At 72.6% G+C, this 16,343-nt stretch carries 18 protein-coding genes; 3 read left to right on the top strand and 15 right to left on the bottom strand.

Annotation, left to right across the window (positions count from 1 at the left end):
* Positions 1-101: 101 nt before the first annotated feature.
* From I6J71_RS29520 to I6J71_RS29495, 6 genes are all read right to left on the bottom strand, one after another.
* Positions 102-302 carry an antitoxin gene (locus I6J71_RS29520; protein ID WP_204089858.1) on the bottom strand — a complete coding sequence of 67 codons (201 nt, stop codon included), beginning with the start codon at positions 300-302 and terminating at the stop codon, positions 102-104.
* A gap of 117 nt (positions 303-419) precedes the next feature.
* A complete protein-coding gene (locus I6J71_RS29515) occupies positions 420-719 on the bottom strand; it encodes a putative quinol monooxygenase (protein ID WP_204089857.1) in 300 nt (99 codons plus the stop codon).
* A gap of 48 nt (positions 720-767) precedes the next feature.
* On the bottom strand, positions 768-1,037 hold the full coding sequence (locus I6J71_RS29510; protein WP_204089856.1) for a hypothetical protein: 270 nt from the start codon (positions 1,035-1,037) through the stop codon (positions 768-770).
* Positions 1,034-1,264: a non-oxidative hydroxyarylic acid decarboxylases subunit D gene (locus tag I6J71_RS29505; protein WP_204089855.1), complete on the bottom strand. Its 231-nt coding sequence runs from the start codon at positions 1,262-1,264 to the stop codon at positions 1,034-1,036. Before I6J71_RS29505 ends, I6J71_RS29510 begins: the two co-directional genes overlap by 4 nt.
* Positions 1,265-1,287: 23 nt before the next feature.
* Positions 1,288-2,709, bottom strand: coding sequence for a non-oxidative hydroxyarylic acid decarboxylases subunit C (locus I6J71_RS29500; protein WP_204089854.1), 1,422 nt, complete (start codon positions 2,707-2,709; stop codon positions 1,288-1,290).
* Entirely contained in the window at positions 2,679-3,293 is a 615-nt protein-coding gene (locus I6J71_RS29495) for a non-oxidative hydroxyarylic acid decarboxylases subunit B (RefSeq protein ID WP_204089853.1), read from the bottom strand. The genes I6J71_RS29500 and I6J71_RS29495 overlap by 31 nt, the downstream gene beginning before the upstream one ends.
* Before the next feature lie 60 nt (positions 3,294-3,353).
* Between I6J71_RS29495 and I6J71_RS29490 the strand changes: the two genes are divergently transcribed.
* Both I6J71_RS29490 and I6J71_RS29485 read left to right on the top strand, forming a co-directional pair.
* Positions 3,354-3,761 carry a MarR family winged helix-turn-helix transcriptional regulator gene (locus tag I6J71_RS29490; RefSeq protein WP_204089852.1) on the top strand — a complete coding sequence of 136 codons (408 nt, stop codon included), beginning with the start codon at positions 3,354-3,356 and terminating at the stop codon, positions 3,759-3,761.
* Positions 3,762-3,812: 51 nt separating this feature from the next.
* Positions 3,813-4,907, top strand: coding sequence for a CaiB/BaiF CoA-transferase family protein (locus I6J71_RS29485; protein WP_204089851.1), 1,095 nt, complete (start codon positions 3,813-3,815; stop codon positions 4,905-4,907).
* A gap of 394 nt (positions 4,908-5,301) precedes the next feature.
* Here I6J71_RS29485 and I6J71_RS29480 read toward each other — a convergent pair whose 3' ends face one another.
* The 4 genes from I6J71_RS29480 to I6J71_RS29465 form a co-directional block, all read right to left on the bottom strand.
* Entirely contained in the window at positions 5,302-6,633 is a 1,332-nt protein-coding gene (locus tag I6J71_RS29480) for an MFS transporter (RefSeq protein ID WP_204089850.1), read from the bottom strand.
* Between the two features lies 1 nt (position 6,634).
* Positions 6,635-7,276 (bottom strand): MmgE/PrpD family protein, encoded by a 642-nt coding sequence (locus tag I6J71_RS29475; RefSeq protein WP_204089849.1) that lies wholly within the window; start codon positions 7,274-7,276, stop codon positions 6,635-6,637.
* Between the two features lie 384 nt (positions 7,277-7,660).
* Complete coding sequence (locus tag I6J71_RS29470) at positions 7,661-9,019, bottom strand: MmgE/PrpD family protein (RefSeq protein WP_204089848.1); 1,359 nt, start codon at positions 9,017-9,019, stop codon at positions 7,661-7,663.
* 55 nt (positions 9,020-9,074) lie between these two features.
* On the bottom strand, positions 9,075-10,010 hold the full coding sequence (locus tag I6J71_RS29465; RefSeq protein WP_204089847.1) for a LysR family transcriptional regulator: 936 nt from the start codon (positions 10,008-10,010) through the stop codon (positions 9,075-9,077).
* Positions 10,011-10,433: 423 nt separating this feature from the next.
* Here I6J71_RS29465 and I6J71_RS29460 point away from each other — a divergent pair, with 423 nt between their 5' ends.
* A complete protein-coding gene (locus I6J71_RS29460; protein WP_204089846.1) occupies positions 10,434-10,829 on the top strand; it encodes a PPOX class F420-dependent oxidoreductase in 396 nt (131 codons plus the stop codon).
* Positions 10,830-11,119: 290 nt separating this feature from the next.
* Here I6J71_RS29460 and I6J71_RS29455 read toward each other — a convergent pair whose 3' ends face one another.
* The 5 genes from I6J71_RS29455 to I6J71_RS29435 form a co-directional block, all read right to left on the bottom strand.
* Complete coding sequence (locus tag I6J71_RS29455) at positions 11,120-12,679, bottom strand: metallophosphoesterase family protein (RefSeq protein WP_204089845.1); 1,560 nt, start codon at positions 12,677-12,679, stop codon at positions 11,120-11,122.
* Positions 12,680-12,930: 251 nt separating this feature from the next.
* A complete protein-coding gene (locus I6J71_RS29450; protein ID WP_204089844.1) occupies positions 12,931-13,467 on the bottom strand; it encodes an HD domain-containing protein in 537 nt (178 codons plus the stop codon).
* Positions 13,464-14,285 (bottom strand): inositol monophosphatase family protein, encoded by an 822-nt coding sequence (locus I6J71_RS29445; protein ID WP_204089843.1) that lies wholly within the window; start codon positions 14,283-14,285, stop codon positions 13,464-13,466. The genes I6J71_RS29450 and I6J71_RS29445 overlap by 4 nt, the downstream gene beginning before the upstream one ends.
* A gap of 76 nt (positions 14,286-14,361) precedes the next feature.
* A complete protein-coding gene (locus I6J71_RS29440) occupies positions 14,362-15,567 on the bottom strand; it encodes an alpha-D-ribose 1-methylphosphonate 5-triphosphate diphosphatase (protein ID WP_239153981.1) in 1,206 nt (401 codons plus the stop codon).
* Between the two features lie 34 nt (positions 15,568-15,601).
* Positions 15,602-16,339: an ATP-binding cassette domain-containing protein gene (locus I6J71_RS29435; RefSeq protein WP_204089842.1), complete on the bottom strand. Its 738-nt coding sequence runs from the start codon at positions 16,337-16,339 to the stop codon at positions 15,602-15,604.
* Positions 16,340-16,343 lie beyond the last annotated feature (4 nt).

The raw sequence follows: 16,343 nt of genomic DNA, 5'->3' as shown, positions 1-16,343 counted from the left end.
GGCCGTGAAAAGCCCGGCGCCGTGAAAATTCAGCACCACGAGAGGAGGCCTCCCGGCCGGCTCGGGATTCCCGGCGGGAGGCCTCCTCGGTGGGCGGCCGGCTACTGCGGCGGTTGCTGCTCGTCGCCGCCGCTGAAGTGGTCCTTCACCTTGTCCGCGCCCTTGTCGATCTGGTCGCCGTACTTGCCGCCGGTCTTTTCATCGGCGACGTCGGCGGCCTTGTCGATGCCCTGGCCGACCTGGTCCGGGTGCTGGCCCGCGAACTCCTGCAGCTTTTCCTTGGCCTTGTCGAACATGCTCATCTCGCGCTCCCTTCCGTCGTGCCGAATTTCGAGCCGGACATTGCGAGGGATACCCAGCACTTCACCGGGCCAGCCTCATTGTCCCCTCATCGGGTGAAGTGGGAGCGGGAGAAGGTTTCAGCTGAAGCGGCCCGCTCCGTCGAGGTACGTCACCTTCTCGACCTTGATCCCGCCGTCGAGCAGCTGGTCGGCCCGCGCGACCAATCCGCGCAGCGCGTCGTTGCCACTGTGGACCTTCAGCGCGTCCGCGTCCGCGAACATCTCGTAGAACACGAACTCGTCCTCGCGGCGGTTGAGCAGGTAGAGCAACGTGCCCTCTTCCTGCCGCGCCGCATCGACGAGCCCGCGCAGCACCCGCTCCACCTCCGCCTCTTTGCCCGCTTTCGGACGGATGTAGGCGATCTGCGCCACTGTCATCGGTGCCCTCCAAGAGGAATGTCGTTCCGGCCACCCCAACCTATCGGCTCAGGGCGCGATCCGGCTGTGGTGCTGGAACGGCCACTGCGCGACGGGACGCGCCAGCAGCTCCTCCGGCGGGTCGGGCAGGCGCGGCGGAGTGGTCGCGATCCAGCGCGCGATCACGACGACCCGGTCCTGTCCGCCGAGGTACACGTCGGCGGCGGCCAGGTCCGGCGTGGCTTTGAGGGCGGGGACCGCGGTGGCCTCCACCCAGTCGAGCAGATCCTGCTGGCGGCCGGGGGCGGCGCGGACTTCCCACATCAGTGTGTCGCTCATGCGCGCGACTCTAGCGGGGGCACGGCGGGAACCTCGTCGGCCGAGGTGATGTCCGCGGGGGTGAGCCGGAACGCGTCGGGATAGGCGGCGCGGTCGGTGCGGCGCTTCGGTTCCGTGGTGCGCCAGGTGTAACGGCAGCGCGCGCACTGCAGCACCTGCCACACGCCGGGCACGGGCGAGTCGGCGAGTGTCGCGACTTCGGGGTGGTCGCAGCGGGGGCAGGACACGGGACGGGCTCCTTCCGGGCGGGTCATCGGGCGGCCAGTGCGCGCAGTTTGTCCACCCACGCCGCGGTCTCCGGCAAGTCGCGCACCGGCTGGCTGAAGTGGCCCCGGTCGTCGGGTGCGACGGGTGTGGTGGCGTCGATGATCATCTTGTGCGTGATGCCGGCGGGCTGGGCCGACGGGTCGAGGGCGACCACGGGCAGGTTCGGCAGGATCAGCACGTCGCCTGCGGCGTTGACCTTCGTGGACATCGCCCACATGACCTGCGGCAGGTCGAACGGGTCGACGTCCTCGTCGACGAGGATCACTGTCTTCACGTACCCGAGGCCGTGGGGTGTGGTCATCGCGCGCATGCCGACGGCCTTGGCGAACCCGCCGTAGCGGCGTTCGGTCGAGATGATGGCGAGCAAGCCGTGGGTGTACATGGCGTTGACGGCCTGCACCTCGGGGAAGTCGGCCTTGAGCTGCTGGTGGATCGGCACGCACGTGTTCGCGGCCATGAGGTAGTCGATTTCGGTCCACGGCATGCCGAGGTAGAGCGATTCGAACACCGGACGCGTGCGGTAGGAAATCCGATCGATGCGGATGACAGGCATGCTGCGGCCGCCGGAGTAGTGCCCGGTGAACTCGCCGAAGGGGCCCTCCAGCTCGCGCCGCCGGCCGACGATCACGCCTTCCAGCACCGCTTCCGCGCCCCACGGCACGTCGAGGCCGGTCAGGGGCGCGGCGGTGACGGGACACGGGGCGCCGCGCAGGGCGCCCGCCAGCTCGTACTCATTCTGGTCGTAGGCCAGCGGTGTGGCGGCCACGATCGGGATCACCGGGTCGTTGCCCAGCGCGATGGCCACGGGCAGGTCCTCGCCGACGCGCTCGGCCTTCGCCAGCTGCAGCGCGATGTCGTGCACCGGCACGGGCTGGATGCCCAACTCGGCCCGGCCCTTCACCTGCAAGCGGTAGATGCCGACGTTCTGCTTGCCCGAGTTCTCCGGGTCCTCCGGATCGCGCGAGACGACGGCGGCTTTGTCCAGGTAGAAGCCGCCGTCGCCGTCGTTGAGGCGGAACAGGGGCAGCACGGAGAACAGGTCGACGTCCGCGCCCTCGATCACGTTTTCCGCCCAGGGCGGATCGGCGCGCCGCTCGACCGGGACCGGGAACGACTCCCAGCGCCGGATGAACTCCGCGACCTGGTCCTTCACGCCCGTGTCGGCGGGCAGTCCCAGCGCGAGCGCGTGGTTGGCCCACGAACCGTGCACGTTGAGCGCGATGCGGGCGTCGGTGAACCCGGCCACGTCGTCGAAGTACAGCGCGGGCGCGGCGCCGCCGAGCTTCGTCACGGCGTTGGCGGCCGCGGCGAGGTCGGGCTCGGGCGCGACCTGCTCGGTCACCCGCAGCAGCTGGCCCTGTTCCTCGAGCGTGGTCAGGAACGACCTGAGGTCGTCGTGGGGCATGGGTCCTCCGGGGTGTTCGGCCCGGTCAGCCCGGTCCAGCGGCGGGCCGCGGGCGCGGACAGGCCGAACTGGTCGAGCACGCGGGCGACGACGTGGTCGAGCACGTCGTCGAGCGTTTCCGGGTGGTTGTAGAAGGCGGGCATCGGCGGCACGAGAACCGCGCCCATGCGGGTGAGCGCGAGCATGTTCTCCAGGTGGATCTCCGAAAGCGGCGTCTCGCGCGGCACCAGCACCAGCTTGCGGCGCTCCTTGAGCACCACGTCGGCGGCGCGGCCCAGCAGGCCTTCGGAGTAGCCGGTGCGGATCCCGGCGAGCGTTTTCATGCTGCAGGGGATCACCACCATCCCGTCGGTCCGGCACGAGCCGGACGAGATCGCGGCAGCCTGGTCGTCGGGGGAGTACACGACGTCGGCGAGCTTGCCGACCTCGTGCGCGGACAGCGAGGTCTCCAGCCGGATCGTGGTGCGGGCCCAGCGGCTCAGCACCAGGTGCGTCTCCACGTCCGGCATCGCGCGCAGCACCTCGAGCAGCCGGACGCCGAACGGCGCCCCGGTCGCACCCGTCATGCCGACGATCAGCCGCACGATGTCCTCCTTCGACTAGTTCGTATACGAACCGTTCGTCTCCATAATAACATCGGGACCATGACGAGCCGGATGGACCAGTCCGTGTTCCACGCCATGCGGCGGGCGATGCAGGAGCACGGTGCCCGCTGGCAGGCGAAGCTGCCCGGGCTCACGAAGCCGCAGTACGCCGTGCTGATCGCGATCTCGGAGACGCCCGGGCTGGACCAGGCGTCGGCGGGGCAGCGAGCCGCGACCGACAAGGCCACTCTCGCGAACTTGTTGCTGCGCTTGGAAGAGCGCGGCCTGATCGAGCGGACCGTGGGCACCGACCGGCGGCGCCGCGAGCTGCGGCTCACCCCGGCCGGGGAAGAGCTGCTGGCGGCGGCGGTCCCCGTGGTCGAGGGCGTGAACGAATCGATGCTGGCGCCGCTCGACGCCCGCGAACGCGAGCAGCTCGTGGCGCTGCTCACCAAACTGGCCGTCTGAGTCCCGGTAGGGTCCGGGGGATCGGGCACCGGAAGACGCCGAGGAGGGCACGTGGCGGGACCGCTGAGCGGGCTGAAGGTCGTGGAGCTGGCTGGGATCGGTCCCGGGCCCCACGCGTGCATGGTGCTCGCCGACCTGGGTGCGGACGTCGTGCGCGTCGAGCGGCCGTCGGGGTCGCTGGACCTGTCCGGTGGCAAGCCGGACCCGCTGCTGCGCGGCCGCCGGTCCGTCGCGGCCGACCTGAAATCGCCCGAGGGGCGCGACCTCGTGCTGCGGCTGGCCGGGAAGGCCGACGTGCTGGTGGAGGGTCTTCGACCGGGCGTCACCGAACGGCTCGGCGTCGGCCCGGCCGACTGCCACGCGCGCAACCCGCGGCTGGTCTACGGCCGCATGACCGGCTGGGGCCAGGACGGTCCGCTGGCGCAGCGGGCCGGGCACGACATCAACTACATCGGCCTCGTCGGTGTGCTGAACGCGATCGGGCGCACGCGCGAGCGGCCGGTGCCGCCGCTCAACCTCGTCGGCGACTTCGGCGGCGGCTCGATGTTCCTGCTCACCGGCATCCTTTCGGCGCTGTGGGAACGGGAACGCACCGGCCAGGGCCAGGTCGTCGACGCCGCGATGGTCGACGGCACGAGTGTGCTCGCGCAGATGCTGTGGTCGCTGCGTGGACTCGGCCAGTGGTCCGACGACCGCGGCGTGAACCTGCTCGACGGCGGCGCGCCGTGTTACGACACCTACGTGTGCGCGGACGGCAAGTTCGTCGCCGTCGGCGCACTGGAACCGCAGTTCTACGCGGCGCTGCTCGCCGGGCTGGGCCTCGATCCAGCGGATTTGCCGCCGCAGATGGACAAAGCGGGGTGGCCGACGCTTCGGACGGTGTTCACCAAGGAGTTCCTCACGCGCACCCGCGACGAGTGGGCCGCGGTGTTCGCCGACGTCGACGCCTGCGTCACGCCCGTGCTCGAACCGGACGAAGTCGCCGCGCACCCGCACATCGCGGCGCGGGCCGGCCTGGTCGAGCTCGACGGCGTGGTGCAGCCCGCGCCGGCCCCGCGGTTCTCGCGCACCGTGCCGGATCTGCCGTCGCCGCCGCCGAAACCGGGCGCGGACACCGCCGCGGTCATCGCGGACTGGGGCGTCTGAGGGTGACCATGGGGTACGGGGTCATCCGCCCGAGTCGAACCGTTGTCTGACCGACCTTGGTGTCTTTGCTGAGCTCTCTCGCTCGGTGCGGGTGGCCCCGCCTGCACGTCACTCGCTGAGCGGCGTGATCTGAGTGGAGCCTGGCCGGAGGCGCCCCGGCACTGCCTTGTCCGCCCGCTGGGGTGGGTGCCGCACCACCACCGACCGACGGGCGAACGCAGCCCTCTACCGCATGGTCCTGTGCCGGCTGCGCTACGACCCCACAGACCCGGGCTTAGGCCCCACAACGAACCAAACAAGGACTGACCGGACGCGACATCATCCGATGCCTCGAACGCCACGTCGCCCGCGAAATCCGGCACGCCCTCCCGGCTTGAGGATCCAGAGGCGCATCTCAGGCCGGGCTCGGCGCGGGTTCGGCCACCGGGGCCAGCGCCGCGCGCCGCGGGGCGAGCGCGAGCACCGAAACCGCGATCAGCGCGCCGCAGGCGCCGACGAACACGAACACGGGCGTGTAGCCGAGCGTCAGGTAGATCTGCCCGACCACGAGCGGGCCGAACGCGTTGAGCAGCCGCCCCGCGCCGTAGCAGATCCCGGTGGCGGTCGCGCGGATCTCCACGGGGAACAGCCGGGGCGTATAGGAGTACATGAGTGCCACGAGCGCCTGGTTCAGCGCGGCCACGAGAAAACCGAACACGACGATGGCGGTGGGCGCGAACGTCAGTCCATACGCGACACCCGAGCCGGCGAACAGCAGGCTGAGCACCGTGATCGGGCCGCGCATGCCGAAGCGGTCCGCGACGGGCCACGCGAGCAGCGCACCGGGCACCGCGCCCAGCGTCGTCAGCGCCGTGTAGCCGACGCTGTGGGTGAGGGTGAACCCGTGGTCGTGCAACAGGGCCGGCGCGAACGACGCGAAGCCGTAGTAGCTGATCGTGAGCAGGACCCACACGGTCATCAGCAGCACCGTGCGCCGTCCGAGCGGCCCGAAGAACAGCAGCCGGGCGCGAAGCCGCGGCGGCACCGGCACCGGCGCCGCGACGACCACGGGCGGCAGCGGACGCCCGACCCGGCCCTCGATCGCGGCGACGGCGTCGGCGGCTTCGGCCGCGCGCCCGTGCGCCAGCAGCCACGCCGGTGATTCCGGCAGCCACCTCGTGATCACCAGCGGCACCAGGCCCAGTGCGCCGAACACGAAGATCAGCCGCCAGCCCTGCGGACCGAGGCCGATCACCGCGCGCGCGGAGAACGCCATGGCCGGGATGCCCGGCAGCCCGGCCGCGAGCGTGCTCGCCTGCAGCCGGCCGCGCTGGTTCGCGGGTACCAGCTCCGCGAGGTAGGTGACGGCGACGACGGTCATCGCGCCGAGGCCGCACCCGGTCAGGAACCGCGCCGCGGTGAGTGTGGTCGCGTCGAACGCGGCCGCGTTGGCCAGGGAGCACACCGAAAACCACACCACCGAAGCGCGCAGGCCCCGGCGGCGCCCGAACCGTTCGGCGAGCCGTCCGCCGAGCGCGGCCCCGGTGAACATGCCGAGGAACCCGGCGGCGGTGACGACCGAGACGGCGCGGAAGCCGACGCGCAGCGCATGGTGCACGGCGGGGGCGGCGTAGGCGAAGGAATTGATGTCGGCCAGCTCGAACGCGAAGCAGAACGCGAGCGTCCCCGCCACCTGCCACTGGTAGCGCGACCACGGGAGGCGGTCCAGCCTGGCCTGCAGCGTCACGTCAGTCCCCTTCGGACAGCAGGGCGTAGAGCCCGCGCCTTCCTTCGAGCGGCTGCTCGGCCGAGGTGAACCCGTTGCGGCTCAGCAGCACGGCTTCCACGGCGTTGCCCGCCGCCTTGCCGACCTGCAGCGGGCCCAGCGGGGTTTCGGCCGCGGCGGACAACCCGGCGGCCTGAGTGGCGCAGATGCCGACGGCGTGGCGCAGCGGGGCGGCGGTCAGCCCGGCGGCACACCCGGCCGCCGCGACGGCGCCGATCGCGCCCGCCGTCGTCTCCTGGCACCAGCCCGACAGCGCGTGCCGGGGCCCGAGGGCGGCCGCCACGCGGGCGGCCACTCCGTAGCCGATCGCGACGGCCCGGACTGCGCCGCGCGGGTCCCCTTCGCCCAGTGCGGCGGCGGCCGCGCAGACGGCCACCCACATCGGCTGGCCAGCCGCGCACGCCGCGGCAGTGCCTTCGCACCAGGCGGTTCGCGCCGGGTCGCCGTCGTGACCGGGCAGCCGCCGCACGGCGAGCGCGGCCGTGCTGGCCCGGCCCAGTGCGACGGCGCGGTGGAAGCGGGCGAGCTCGCCGGCGGCGTGGTCCAGCGCGACGCCGGACGGCGGCGTGAGAACGGCGGTGACGAGGTCTTCGGTGGTCATCATCCGGGGAGGTGGGGCACCGCCTCGCCGAGGGGGGTGGCGGGGCGGTGCCGGGTCGGGCTGGTAGCCGGTGCGGTCACCAATCGGCTTCCGGACGGGCTGGACGCGGCCGCTCCGGCGAGGACGGGCCCGCCGGACCGGCGGCTCCGGTGACGATACCGGCGGGCGGTGTGACTTCGGCCCCGATGGCGCACGCGAACGCGGCCAGGGCCCGGTCTTCGACAGTGGCGGGGTGGACAGGGGCCGGGCTCACCAGTCGGCTCCGAACGCGTGGGCAACGGTAGTGGACTTCACGGCACGGGCTCCTTCAGCTCGATCGATCTTCGCGGGGACGAGCGGGGGAGATGATGGGGTGGCCGCGGCGGGACGAGCTCGCGCGGTTCGCGGTCACCGGTCGGCCCCCTCGGCCGGCCGGGTCGCCGCGAGGAGCGCCCGGGGATCGGGTGCCGCGGCCAGGTCCCGCACGGCGGCGGACAGCCGCCGCGGCGCCCCGGGACCGAGAACGGGGACGACGAGGTCGCGCACCTTCGCGCCCAGTTCGTCGTCGGTGAGCGGGCGGGCCAGGCTGCCGCGCGCGTGGGCGACGTGCTCGCGCAGCCGCCCGCCATCGGCGAGGGAGATCGTCACGGTCGCCTCGTCGCGCGCACAGCCGGGCACGGGGCGCAAGCTGATCAGGTCGCGCAGCCGGATCACGTCGGGGTCCACGGCGCGGGCGTCACCGAATTCCGGGATGCCGGCGCGGCCGCCGAGCAGGCCGACGGCCACCGCGTGGGGGGCGCTGAACTTCGCCTGCAGCCCGTCGTTCGGCTGGTGGCGGCCCATCAGTTCCGGCACGAGCGGGTGGCAGCGCACCTCGACACCGGTGATCGCGCCCGGGTCCGTGAGGCGGGGCGCCAGCGCCACCGCCGCGTCGATCGCCGGGTGCGCGACGATCCCGCACGGGTACGGCTTGAACGTGTTGTCCTCGAGCTCCCAGCGGCCGTCCCGCACGAACGCGTCGCCGTCCACGGCGTCGGCGAACACGGGCAGCACGCCGTGGTCGCCGAGCGGGTCGGCGAACCCCGGCACCCCCTCGGCCGCCAGCCGGGCCGCGAGCACGCCGTTGGCGGCGGCCTTGCCGGCGTGGAACGGCTTGGTCGCGCTGCCGAACCCCTCGCGGTGACCGAGCACCATCGTCGACGCGCACGCCAGCGCGTGGGCCAGCTCAGGCGCGGAGAACCCCATGAGCACACCCGCGGCCACGGCCGCGCCGAACACGCCGCAGGTGCCGGTGATGTGCCAGCCGCGGTCGTAGTGGCTCGGGGAGATCGCCACGCCGATCCGCAGCTGCACCTCGCAGCCGAGCGCGAACGCCGAGAGCAGGCGGGCGCCTGGCGCGCACCGTTCGGTCGCCAGCGCCAGCATCGCGCCCAGCGTCGCGGCACCGGGGTGGATCACGGTGGCCAGGTGCGTGTCGTCGAAGTCGTCGTGGTGCGCGGCGGTGCCGGCGATGATCGCGCCCCAGTGGGAGTCCACGGTGTCCACCCGGCCCGGCACGACGACCGCGCCGGTGCCACCGCTCGTGCGGGCAGTCGTCAGGAGCGCCTCGACCGCGGGCGTGGGCGCCGCGCCGATCGCCGTGCCGAGCACGTTGAACAGGCTCCGCCTGGCCGCGTACGCCACCGCGTCGGGCAACGGCGCCACAGAGGCGTCGAGCACCCACGCGCAGAACTCGGAAGTCCTGGTCCGGGCGGTGGTGGCGACCATGATCGAAAAGCGTAGGGAGGTCTACGGTGGGGAACAACGCCAACGTGCGGCGGGATCATTGCACGCGGCGCAACGATCGCGACATGAGCCTGCCGCGCTCGCGCGCGAGGTGCGCGAGCGCCTGCACGCTGTCGGCCACGGTCGAGCTGCGGTGCCACGCGAGGAAGATCGTGCGGCCGGAGAACGACGGGTCGTCGATCTTGATCCGCGTGATCCGCGGGTGCTGGTGGTCGTTCATGCCCTCGGGCACCACCGACACGCCGATCCCCGCGCCCACCATGGACTCGACCACGAACAAGTCGTTGCCTTCCACCGCGATCCTCGGCACGAACCCGGCCCGCGCGCACGCGTTGACCATGTGCGTGCGGCTGCTCGAACCCGGCTCCATCGCCACGAACGGCCGGTCCCGGACCTCCCGCAGCGACACCCGTTCCCGGTTCGCCAGCGGGTCGCCGACCGGCACGGCCAGCAGCAGGGACTCGGTGAACAGCGGCTCGACCACGAGGTCGGTTTCCGTCGGTGCCACCGAGGAGAAACCGACGTCGGCGTCGCCCCGCAGGAGCATCTCGACGACTCCGGTGGCCGGGCCCTGGCTGCAGCGGAGGCGGAGTCCGGGGCGCTCCTCGAGCAGATCGGCGAGGACGCAGGGGACGAAGCCCAGGCCGAGGGAATAGGTGTGGGCGATCCTGAGCAGGCGCTGCGGTTCGCCGGCGTCGGCGAGGGCGGCGCCGACGGCTTCGGAACGGGCCCGTAGCACGGCGTGGGCTTCGCGGACCAGGACGTGACCCGCGGGCAACATGCGGACGCGCCGGCCGTCCTGTTCGACCAGGCGGATTTCCAGTTTTCGTTCGAGGGCGCGGATGCCGCGCTGGACCGTCGCGACGCTGACGCCGAGCTCGGCGGCGGTCTGGCCGAAGTGCTCGGTGTCCGCGAAGCTCAGCAGGAGCTCGAGGTCGGCGAAAGTGACCTTTCCGGCGCGTGCGTCGTCCACGCGGTGATTATCCGCTTTGCGGCGGCAGTGGAGCGGGCGTGGTGAGGGATGGGGGTGAAAAGTACTTGAGTGGGTGTATTAGCGGCTCGTCGCGCCTGGAGCGCGACGTTGCGCTGGTTTGAATCCACCCCGGATCCGAGGATGGTAACGGCGGTCTGGATCACCTTGTCAAGGCGGGAAAGCGTGCCTTGACAAGGTGATCCGGACCGCGTTGGGGCTGCGGATCGAGGTGCAGGGCGGGGTCTCGGTGCAGGGCGGGGTCTGGGTGCAGGTTCGGTGGGTGCGTGCGTGGCGGTGTCGTAGGTGGTGTGGGGCGGGTCTGGGTGCGGGGTTGTCGGGGGTGTGCCGTGCCGGTGTGTCGGTGCGGTGTGGTGGTGTGTGGGTGCGGTCGGATGGGGGGTGGTGGGCGACTAGCGTGGTGGCATGGAGTTGCCTGCGGAGTTGCTGACATTGCTGGAGAAGCCGAGTCTGTGCTTCATCGCCACGTCGATGCCGGATGGGTCGCCGCAGTTGACGCAGACGTGGGTGGACACGGACGGGAAGCACGTGCTGGTCAACACGGTCGAGGGGTTCCGCAAGGTGCGCAACGTCGCGCGGGATCCGCGGGTGGCGTTGAACGTGGTGGACGCCGAGCGCCCGTACCGGTACTTCGCGGTGCGCGGGCGCGTGCTGGAGGCCACGACAGAAGGCGGCGCCGAGCACATCGAAAAGCTGGCCCAGCGCTACACCGGGCGGCCCTACGCGTGGTACGGCGGCCGCGACCAGGTCCGCGTGCTGTGGAAGATCGAGGCGGAGCACATCAATTCGGTCGGCGGCTGAGCCGGACGGGCAGCCCGGCGTGCCCGTTGGTGATGAAGGACGCCAGCGGGCGCAATTCGTCCGGGCTCTCCTCGCTGGCCCGGATGTCCATAGAGGACTGTCGGCCGAGGGGCACCGGCTCCGGCGCGAGCTGTAGCGCGCACACCGCTTGCGAAGACCCCGAAACGGGGTGTCGGCGACCATTCGGGGTGCAACCGCGCGGCAGGAGTTGACCGGCAAGGCTGAGCCGCACAAGGAAAAAGGGCGCCGCCCCGGCCCACCCGGATGGCGCCCCGTCTTCCTGCTGCGGCTCAGCCGTCGGAGCGGCGGCGGTGCAGCGAGAACTTCTCGAACACCGACAGCTCGCCGTGCGGCTTGTTGATGTTGTAGTACGTCACGTGCATCGTCGTGGTGTCCCCGCGGTGGCGGCCCGGGTCCACGGTGAAGGCCGCGAAGCCGTACGGGTGTTCCTCGTCGCGGACCGCGCTCCACACGGCCTGCTCCTTGACGTAGGTCGCCACCCGCTTGCCCGACGTCGGGTCGGCCTTCGCGGACACGGCGGTGATGACCTTGCCGGTGCCGTCCTTGAAGAAGCTGCCGTTGGTCGTGCCGGACACGCCGCCGCCGCCGAGGATCATGTGCACCGTGCCGTGGGTGGCGTCGATGTTGTCGGTGGCCGACGAGACGGGGTTCGGCGTGAGCGTCTCGCTGCCGGAGACGACACCGTGCACCGCCAGCGATCGCTCGTAGTCGTGCTCGTGCCCGCACAGCACCAGGTCCACACCGTACTGGTCGAACAGCGGCCCGTACTTCTCGCGCAGGCCGAGGTCGGCGCCGTTGGCGTCGGACGTGCTGACCATGACCTGGTGCATCGCGACGACGATCCAGTCGATGTCGCGCGACGCCCGCGCCGCGGCCAGCTCCTTCTTCAGCCAGGCCAGCTGGCGGCCACCGGAGTAGCCGTTGATGTAGACGTCGCCGCCGTCCTGCAGGCAGTTGTCGTCGTTCTGCAGCACGATCACCCGCACGGAACCGGCGGTGAAGCCGTACCAGAGACCGGCCAGCTCGGCGTCGGTTTCGGTGGAGGGCAGGTCGAAGTACGCCTGGTACGCGGACAGGCCGATCTCGCCGTTGAGCTTCTCGATCTCGTGGTTGCCCGCGGCCGGCATCCACGGGCGGTAGCGCGCGGAGCGGGTGTTGTTGGTGAAGAAGTTGTTCCAGGTGCGCACGCGGTCGAGGTCGAGGTTCGCGTAGCACAGGTCCCCGTTGAGCAGGTGGAACAGCGGGGCGACGGTCTCGATGCCCGTCACGATGTCCTTCGTGGCCGGGGTCGAGTTGGCGTCGAGCCCGACGGCACCGCTCGCGTTCCAGGTGACCTGCGGAGCCGACTGGTCGCCGAAGCTCGTGAAGGTGAACGCGGACCGGCCGCTCGGCGCGGTGCGGAAGGTCGCCGCGTCGGGGGTCGCGCCGTCGTGCTGCGCGGCGTAGATGTACTCGGTGCCCGGGCGCAGCCGGTCGAGCAGCGCGTGGTGCACCCACACGGTGCGGCCGGACGTGCCGTCGACGTACGTGCGGGTGTCGGCCTGCGCCACGGCGCCGAAGCCGCCGTCGAGCGTGCCGTAGAGGACCCGCGGCTTGCGCACGGACGCTTCGGTGATCCACGAGACCACCATCTGCCGCGAGGGGTCGCGGCCGAACGTGAGGTGCAGACCCTGCACGGGCGTCGTGCCGGACCCCACCTGCGGCACGAACGCGGCGCTCTGCGGGGCGGCGCTCGCCACACCGGTGCCGAGCAGCGGCACGGCCGCCCCGGCGCCCAACAGGCCGAGTGCTCCCCGGCGGCTGACGGTGTGTTTGCTGGACTCGGACATGGACCCTCCTCGGCTTCGGCGAGCAGAACCTAGGCGCGCCGGCCGACGCGGTGATGAACGAGACCTGTCAGCCGCGTGAAGTGTGCCCGCGCGGCCGTCGGCTTGGGCCGGACGGTCCAATCAGGACCTCCCACGCACGGCACTTTTCGGGCATTCGGGCGCGACCGCGGCGGTGGGGCGGCGCACCCGAGCGACGTCGCCGGCGTCCAGGTGCGTCGCATTCCGGGTGATCTCGCGGCGGTCGGCGGTGGTCAGCGGGCCGCGAGGAACCGGTCGTACGCCGCGAGCACGTCGGCCGTCTCCAGCACCGGGCCGTCCGGGTCCTTGGCGTCGTCGTCCCAGCGGCGCACCAGCACGGCCTCGTCGGCGTTCGGGTGAGCCGCGAACTCGGCGACCTCCTCGGCCGTCATCGGGCCGCCCTGCACGATCAGCGACGCGACGGACGCCGGGCTGAGGTGGTCGTGGTACTCGGTATCGGTGGCCACCAGGTAGCGCTTGGCGGGCACGTGCTGCGCGATGATCCACGCCGCCCGCTCGCCGAGGTGGCGGCGCGCGAACTCGGCGCCCGACAGCTCGTGGGGCAGCTCGGGCCACTCGGCTTGCACCGCCCGCGCGCGGCCGATGTCGTGCAGCACCGCGGCGAGCAGCAGTTCGTCGTCGGCGCCGTGGCGCGCGGCGAACCAGCCGGCTTGCAGCGCGTGGCTGCGCTGGTCCACCGGCTCGCCGCCGTAGGGCAGCCCGGCGAGCCCGTCGACGAGCCCGGCGAGGTCTTCGCGGGTGAGGGTCACGGCTTCTCCTCGAGGGTGGCGGCGAGCTGCTCCGCGAGCTCGCGCGTGGCGGCGACGACGCCGGACCAGCGGCGCGTCAGGTCGGGGTCGATCTCCAGCGGCCGCCCGCGCACGTCGAGCACCGCGCCGCCGGCGGCGGGGACCATGACCATCGCCGCGGCGAGGTCCATGATCCGGTGGGTATCGGAGCCGGCGTCGGCGAACGCGTCGGTGGAGCCCTCGGCGACCAGCGCCGCCTCCAGGCAGCTGGTGGACAGGATCCGCACGCGCGCGGCGCGTTTGGCCACCCGCCACCACGCGGCGTCGTCCGGCCCGTGGGGCCGCAGCAGGTTCACGGCCGCGCCGTCGAGCTCACGGCGGCCGGTCGTCCGGTACGGCGTGGGTTCGCCCGCGACCGCGTGCCAGCAGCGGCCGGTGTCGAGCCAGCAGGTCAGCGCCTCCCGCGCGACCCCGTCGACCGCGACCACCCCCGCGAACGCCGATAGCGGCACGCCGGCGGCCGCGTTGGCGGTGCCGTCGACCGGGTCGACCACGAGCGTCACGGCCGACCCGTGGTCGATCACGCCGATCTCCTCGCTGAGCAGGTTCACCCGGTGCCGGTCGACGACCTCGGCGACGGCGGTGTCGACGAGGATGTCCAGCCGCATCGTCGGCGTCCCGTCGGCGCCCATCTGCACCTTCTCCGCCAGCTCCGCCCGCGTGTGCTTCGCCCGCGCCGCCGCGAACGCCGCGACGGCCGCCCGGGTCGCGTCGGCCAGCGCGGGGTGCGTTCCCTCGGGGATGACGGGTTCGGGCACGGGCCAGCCGATGTGGCTCATGCGCGCACCTCGCTGACGCTCGGCGCCGCGGCGTGAGCCACGGGGGCTGCGGTGCATGATTCGCTCGCGCGCTCGCTCATGCCGCGCTCACCAGCGTGGTGTGCACGACCGGCCAGCGCGGGCCCGCCGCGATCAGGGCGAGGTCGGCACGCAGGCCCGGTTCGAGCCGGCCGCGGTCGGTCAGGCCGGCGACGGCCGCGGGGCCCGCCGTGACGAGGCCGATCGCCTCGGCCGGCGTGACGAGGCCGTCGTCGGCGAGCGCGAACGCCGCCGCGAGCAAGCCCGAGGGCAGGTAGTCCGACGCGAGCGCCGTCACCAGTCCGAGGGCCACGAGGTCGCGGCCCGACGCGTTGCCGTTGTGTGAACCGCCGCGCAGCACGTTGGGCGCGCCCATCACCACGGGCAGGCCGCGCTCGCGCGCCGCCCGGGCCGCCTCGACGGTGGTCGGGAACTCGGCCACGGACCCGCCGCGGGCCACGAGCTCGCCGATCTCCGTGGCCGACGCGGGATCGTGTCCCAGCAGGCGGATCCGGCCCGCGCGGGCCTGTTCACCGAGCCACGCCATCGCGTCCTCGCGCACGCCCAGCCGGCCGTCGCGTTCGGCGATCAGGCTGGTCACGTGTTCGGCGGCTTCCTGCTGCGACATCCCGCGGGTGCCGACGAGGTAGCGCTCGTAGTAGCTGCGGTCGGCGTACTGGCCCTGGCCCGGCGTGTGGTCCTCGTGCGACACGAGCGGCGCGACGCCCGTGCCGGGCGCCGCCGCGAGCCGGTCCCGCAGCGCCTGCAGCCCTTCGGGGGAGCGGACGTCGAGCCGGTAGAGGATCCGGTGGTCGACCAGGCCGGCCGGGCGGTCGTCCACCGCGAGGCACACCTGCCCGGCGCGCTCGACGGTGCGGGCGAGCCCCCGCCCGTGACTCTGCTCGAACCCGGCGCCGTGGAACACCGTCGTCACGGCGGCGGCGCGCAGCTTGCCCTCGAACGACAGCAGCGCGAACTCCATCGGCAGCTCCGCGCCGGGGCGCGGCAGCCGCTCCTTCTCGAGCCCGTCGCTGTGCACGTCGACGAGCCCCGGCACGCGCAGCAGGCCCTGACCGTCCACATCGGCCTCGACGCCGGGCAGGTGCGGCTCCACCGCGGCGAGCACCCCCTCGCGCACCGCCACGAGCGCGTCGTCGAGCACGCGGTCCGGCAGCACCGCGCGCACGTGCCCGAGCACGTAGTCCGCCGGCGGCGCGCCGAGCGTCCACTGGTCCATCCTCGACTCGAACACCTCGGTCGTCACGCTGCCTCCGCGGTCGTGAGTTCGTCAGCAGTGGTCATGCCACTTCCTCCAGGATCTCTTCGGGCGCGCCGTCGCGAGCGATGCGACCTTCGCTCATCAGCACGACGCGGGAAGCCAGGCGCCGCATGGCGTCGAGGTCGTGGAACACCGCCAGCACCGCCACGCCCTGCGCGGTGAGCGAAGCGATGAGGTCCAGCGCGGCCTCGCGGTTGGCCGGGTCGAGGGCCGACACCGGTTCGTCGAGCAGCAGCAGCCGCGGCGGGCGGACCGTGCCCGCCGCGAGGTTCACGCGCTGGCGTTCGCCACCCGAGAGCACCGAGCAGTCGACGTCCCACAGCGCTTCGTCGAGGTTGAGCCGCTTGAGTGCTTCGGCGCCGGCCTCGCGCGCCTCGGCGCGGGCCATCCCGCGGCGGCGGGCGGTCGCGGCGACGACCTCGAGCGGCCCGGTGCGCGGGGGAGCGGCCAGGAACTGGGACACGTAGCCGAATTCGCGGCCGCGGACCCGCGCCATCGCGCGGTCGGGCAGCTCGGTCAGCTCGAGCTCCTCGCCGGCGCCGGTGCGCAGCCCGACGGAACCGGAGTCGGGCAGGTAGGTGCGGTTCACGCAGCGCAGCAGCGAAGACTTGCCGGCGCCGCTCGGCCCGGCGAGCGCGACGTGCTCACCGGCGCGCACGTCGAGGTCGACACCGTGCAGCGAGTGCACGGTGCGGCCGTCGATCGTGTGCAGGGTGAAGGACTTGCGCAGTCCGCGAACGGACAGGACGGCGGACACTCGG

This window comes from Amycolatopsis sp. FDAARGOS 1241 (assembly GCF_016889705.1).
Lineage (GTDB): Bacteria > Actinomycetota > Actinomycetes > Mycobacteriales > Pseudonocardiaceae > Amycolatopsis.
This window is presented reverse-complemented; position numbering and strand designations above follow the sequence as displayed.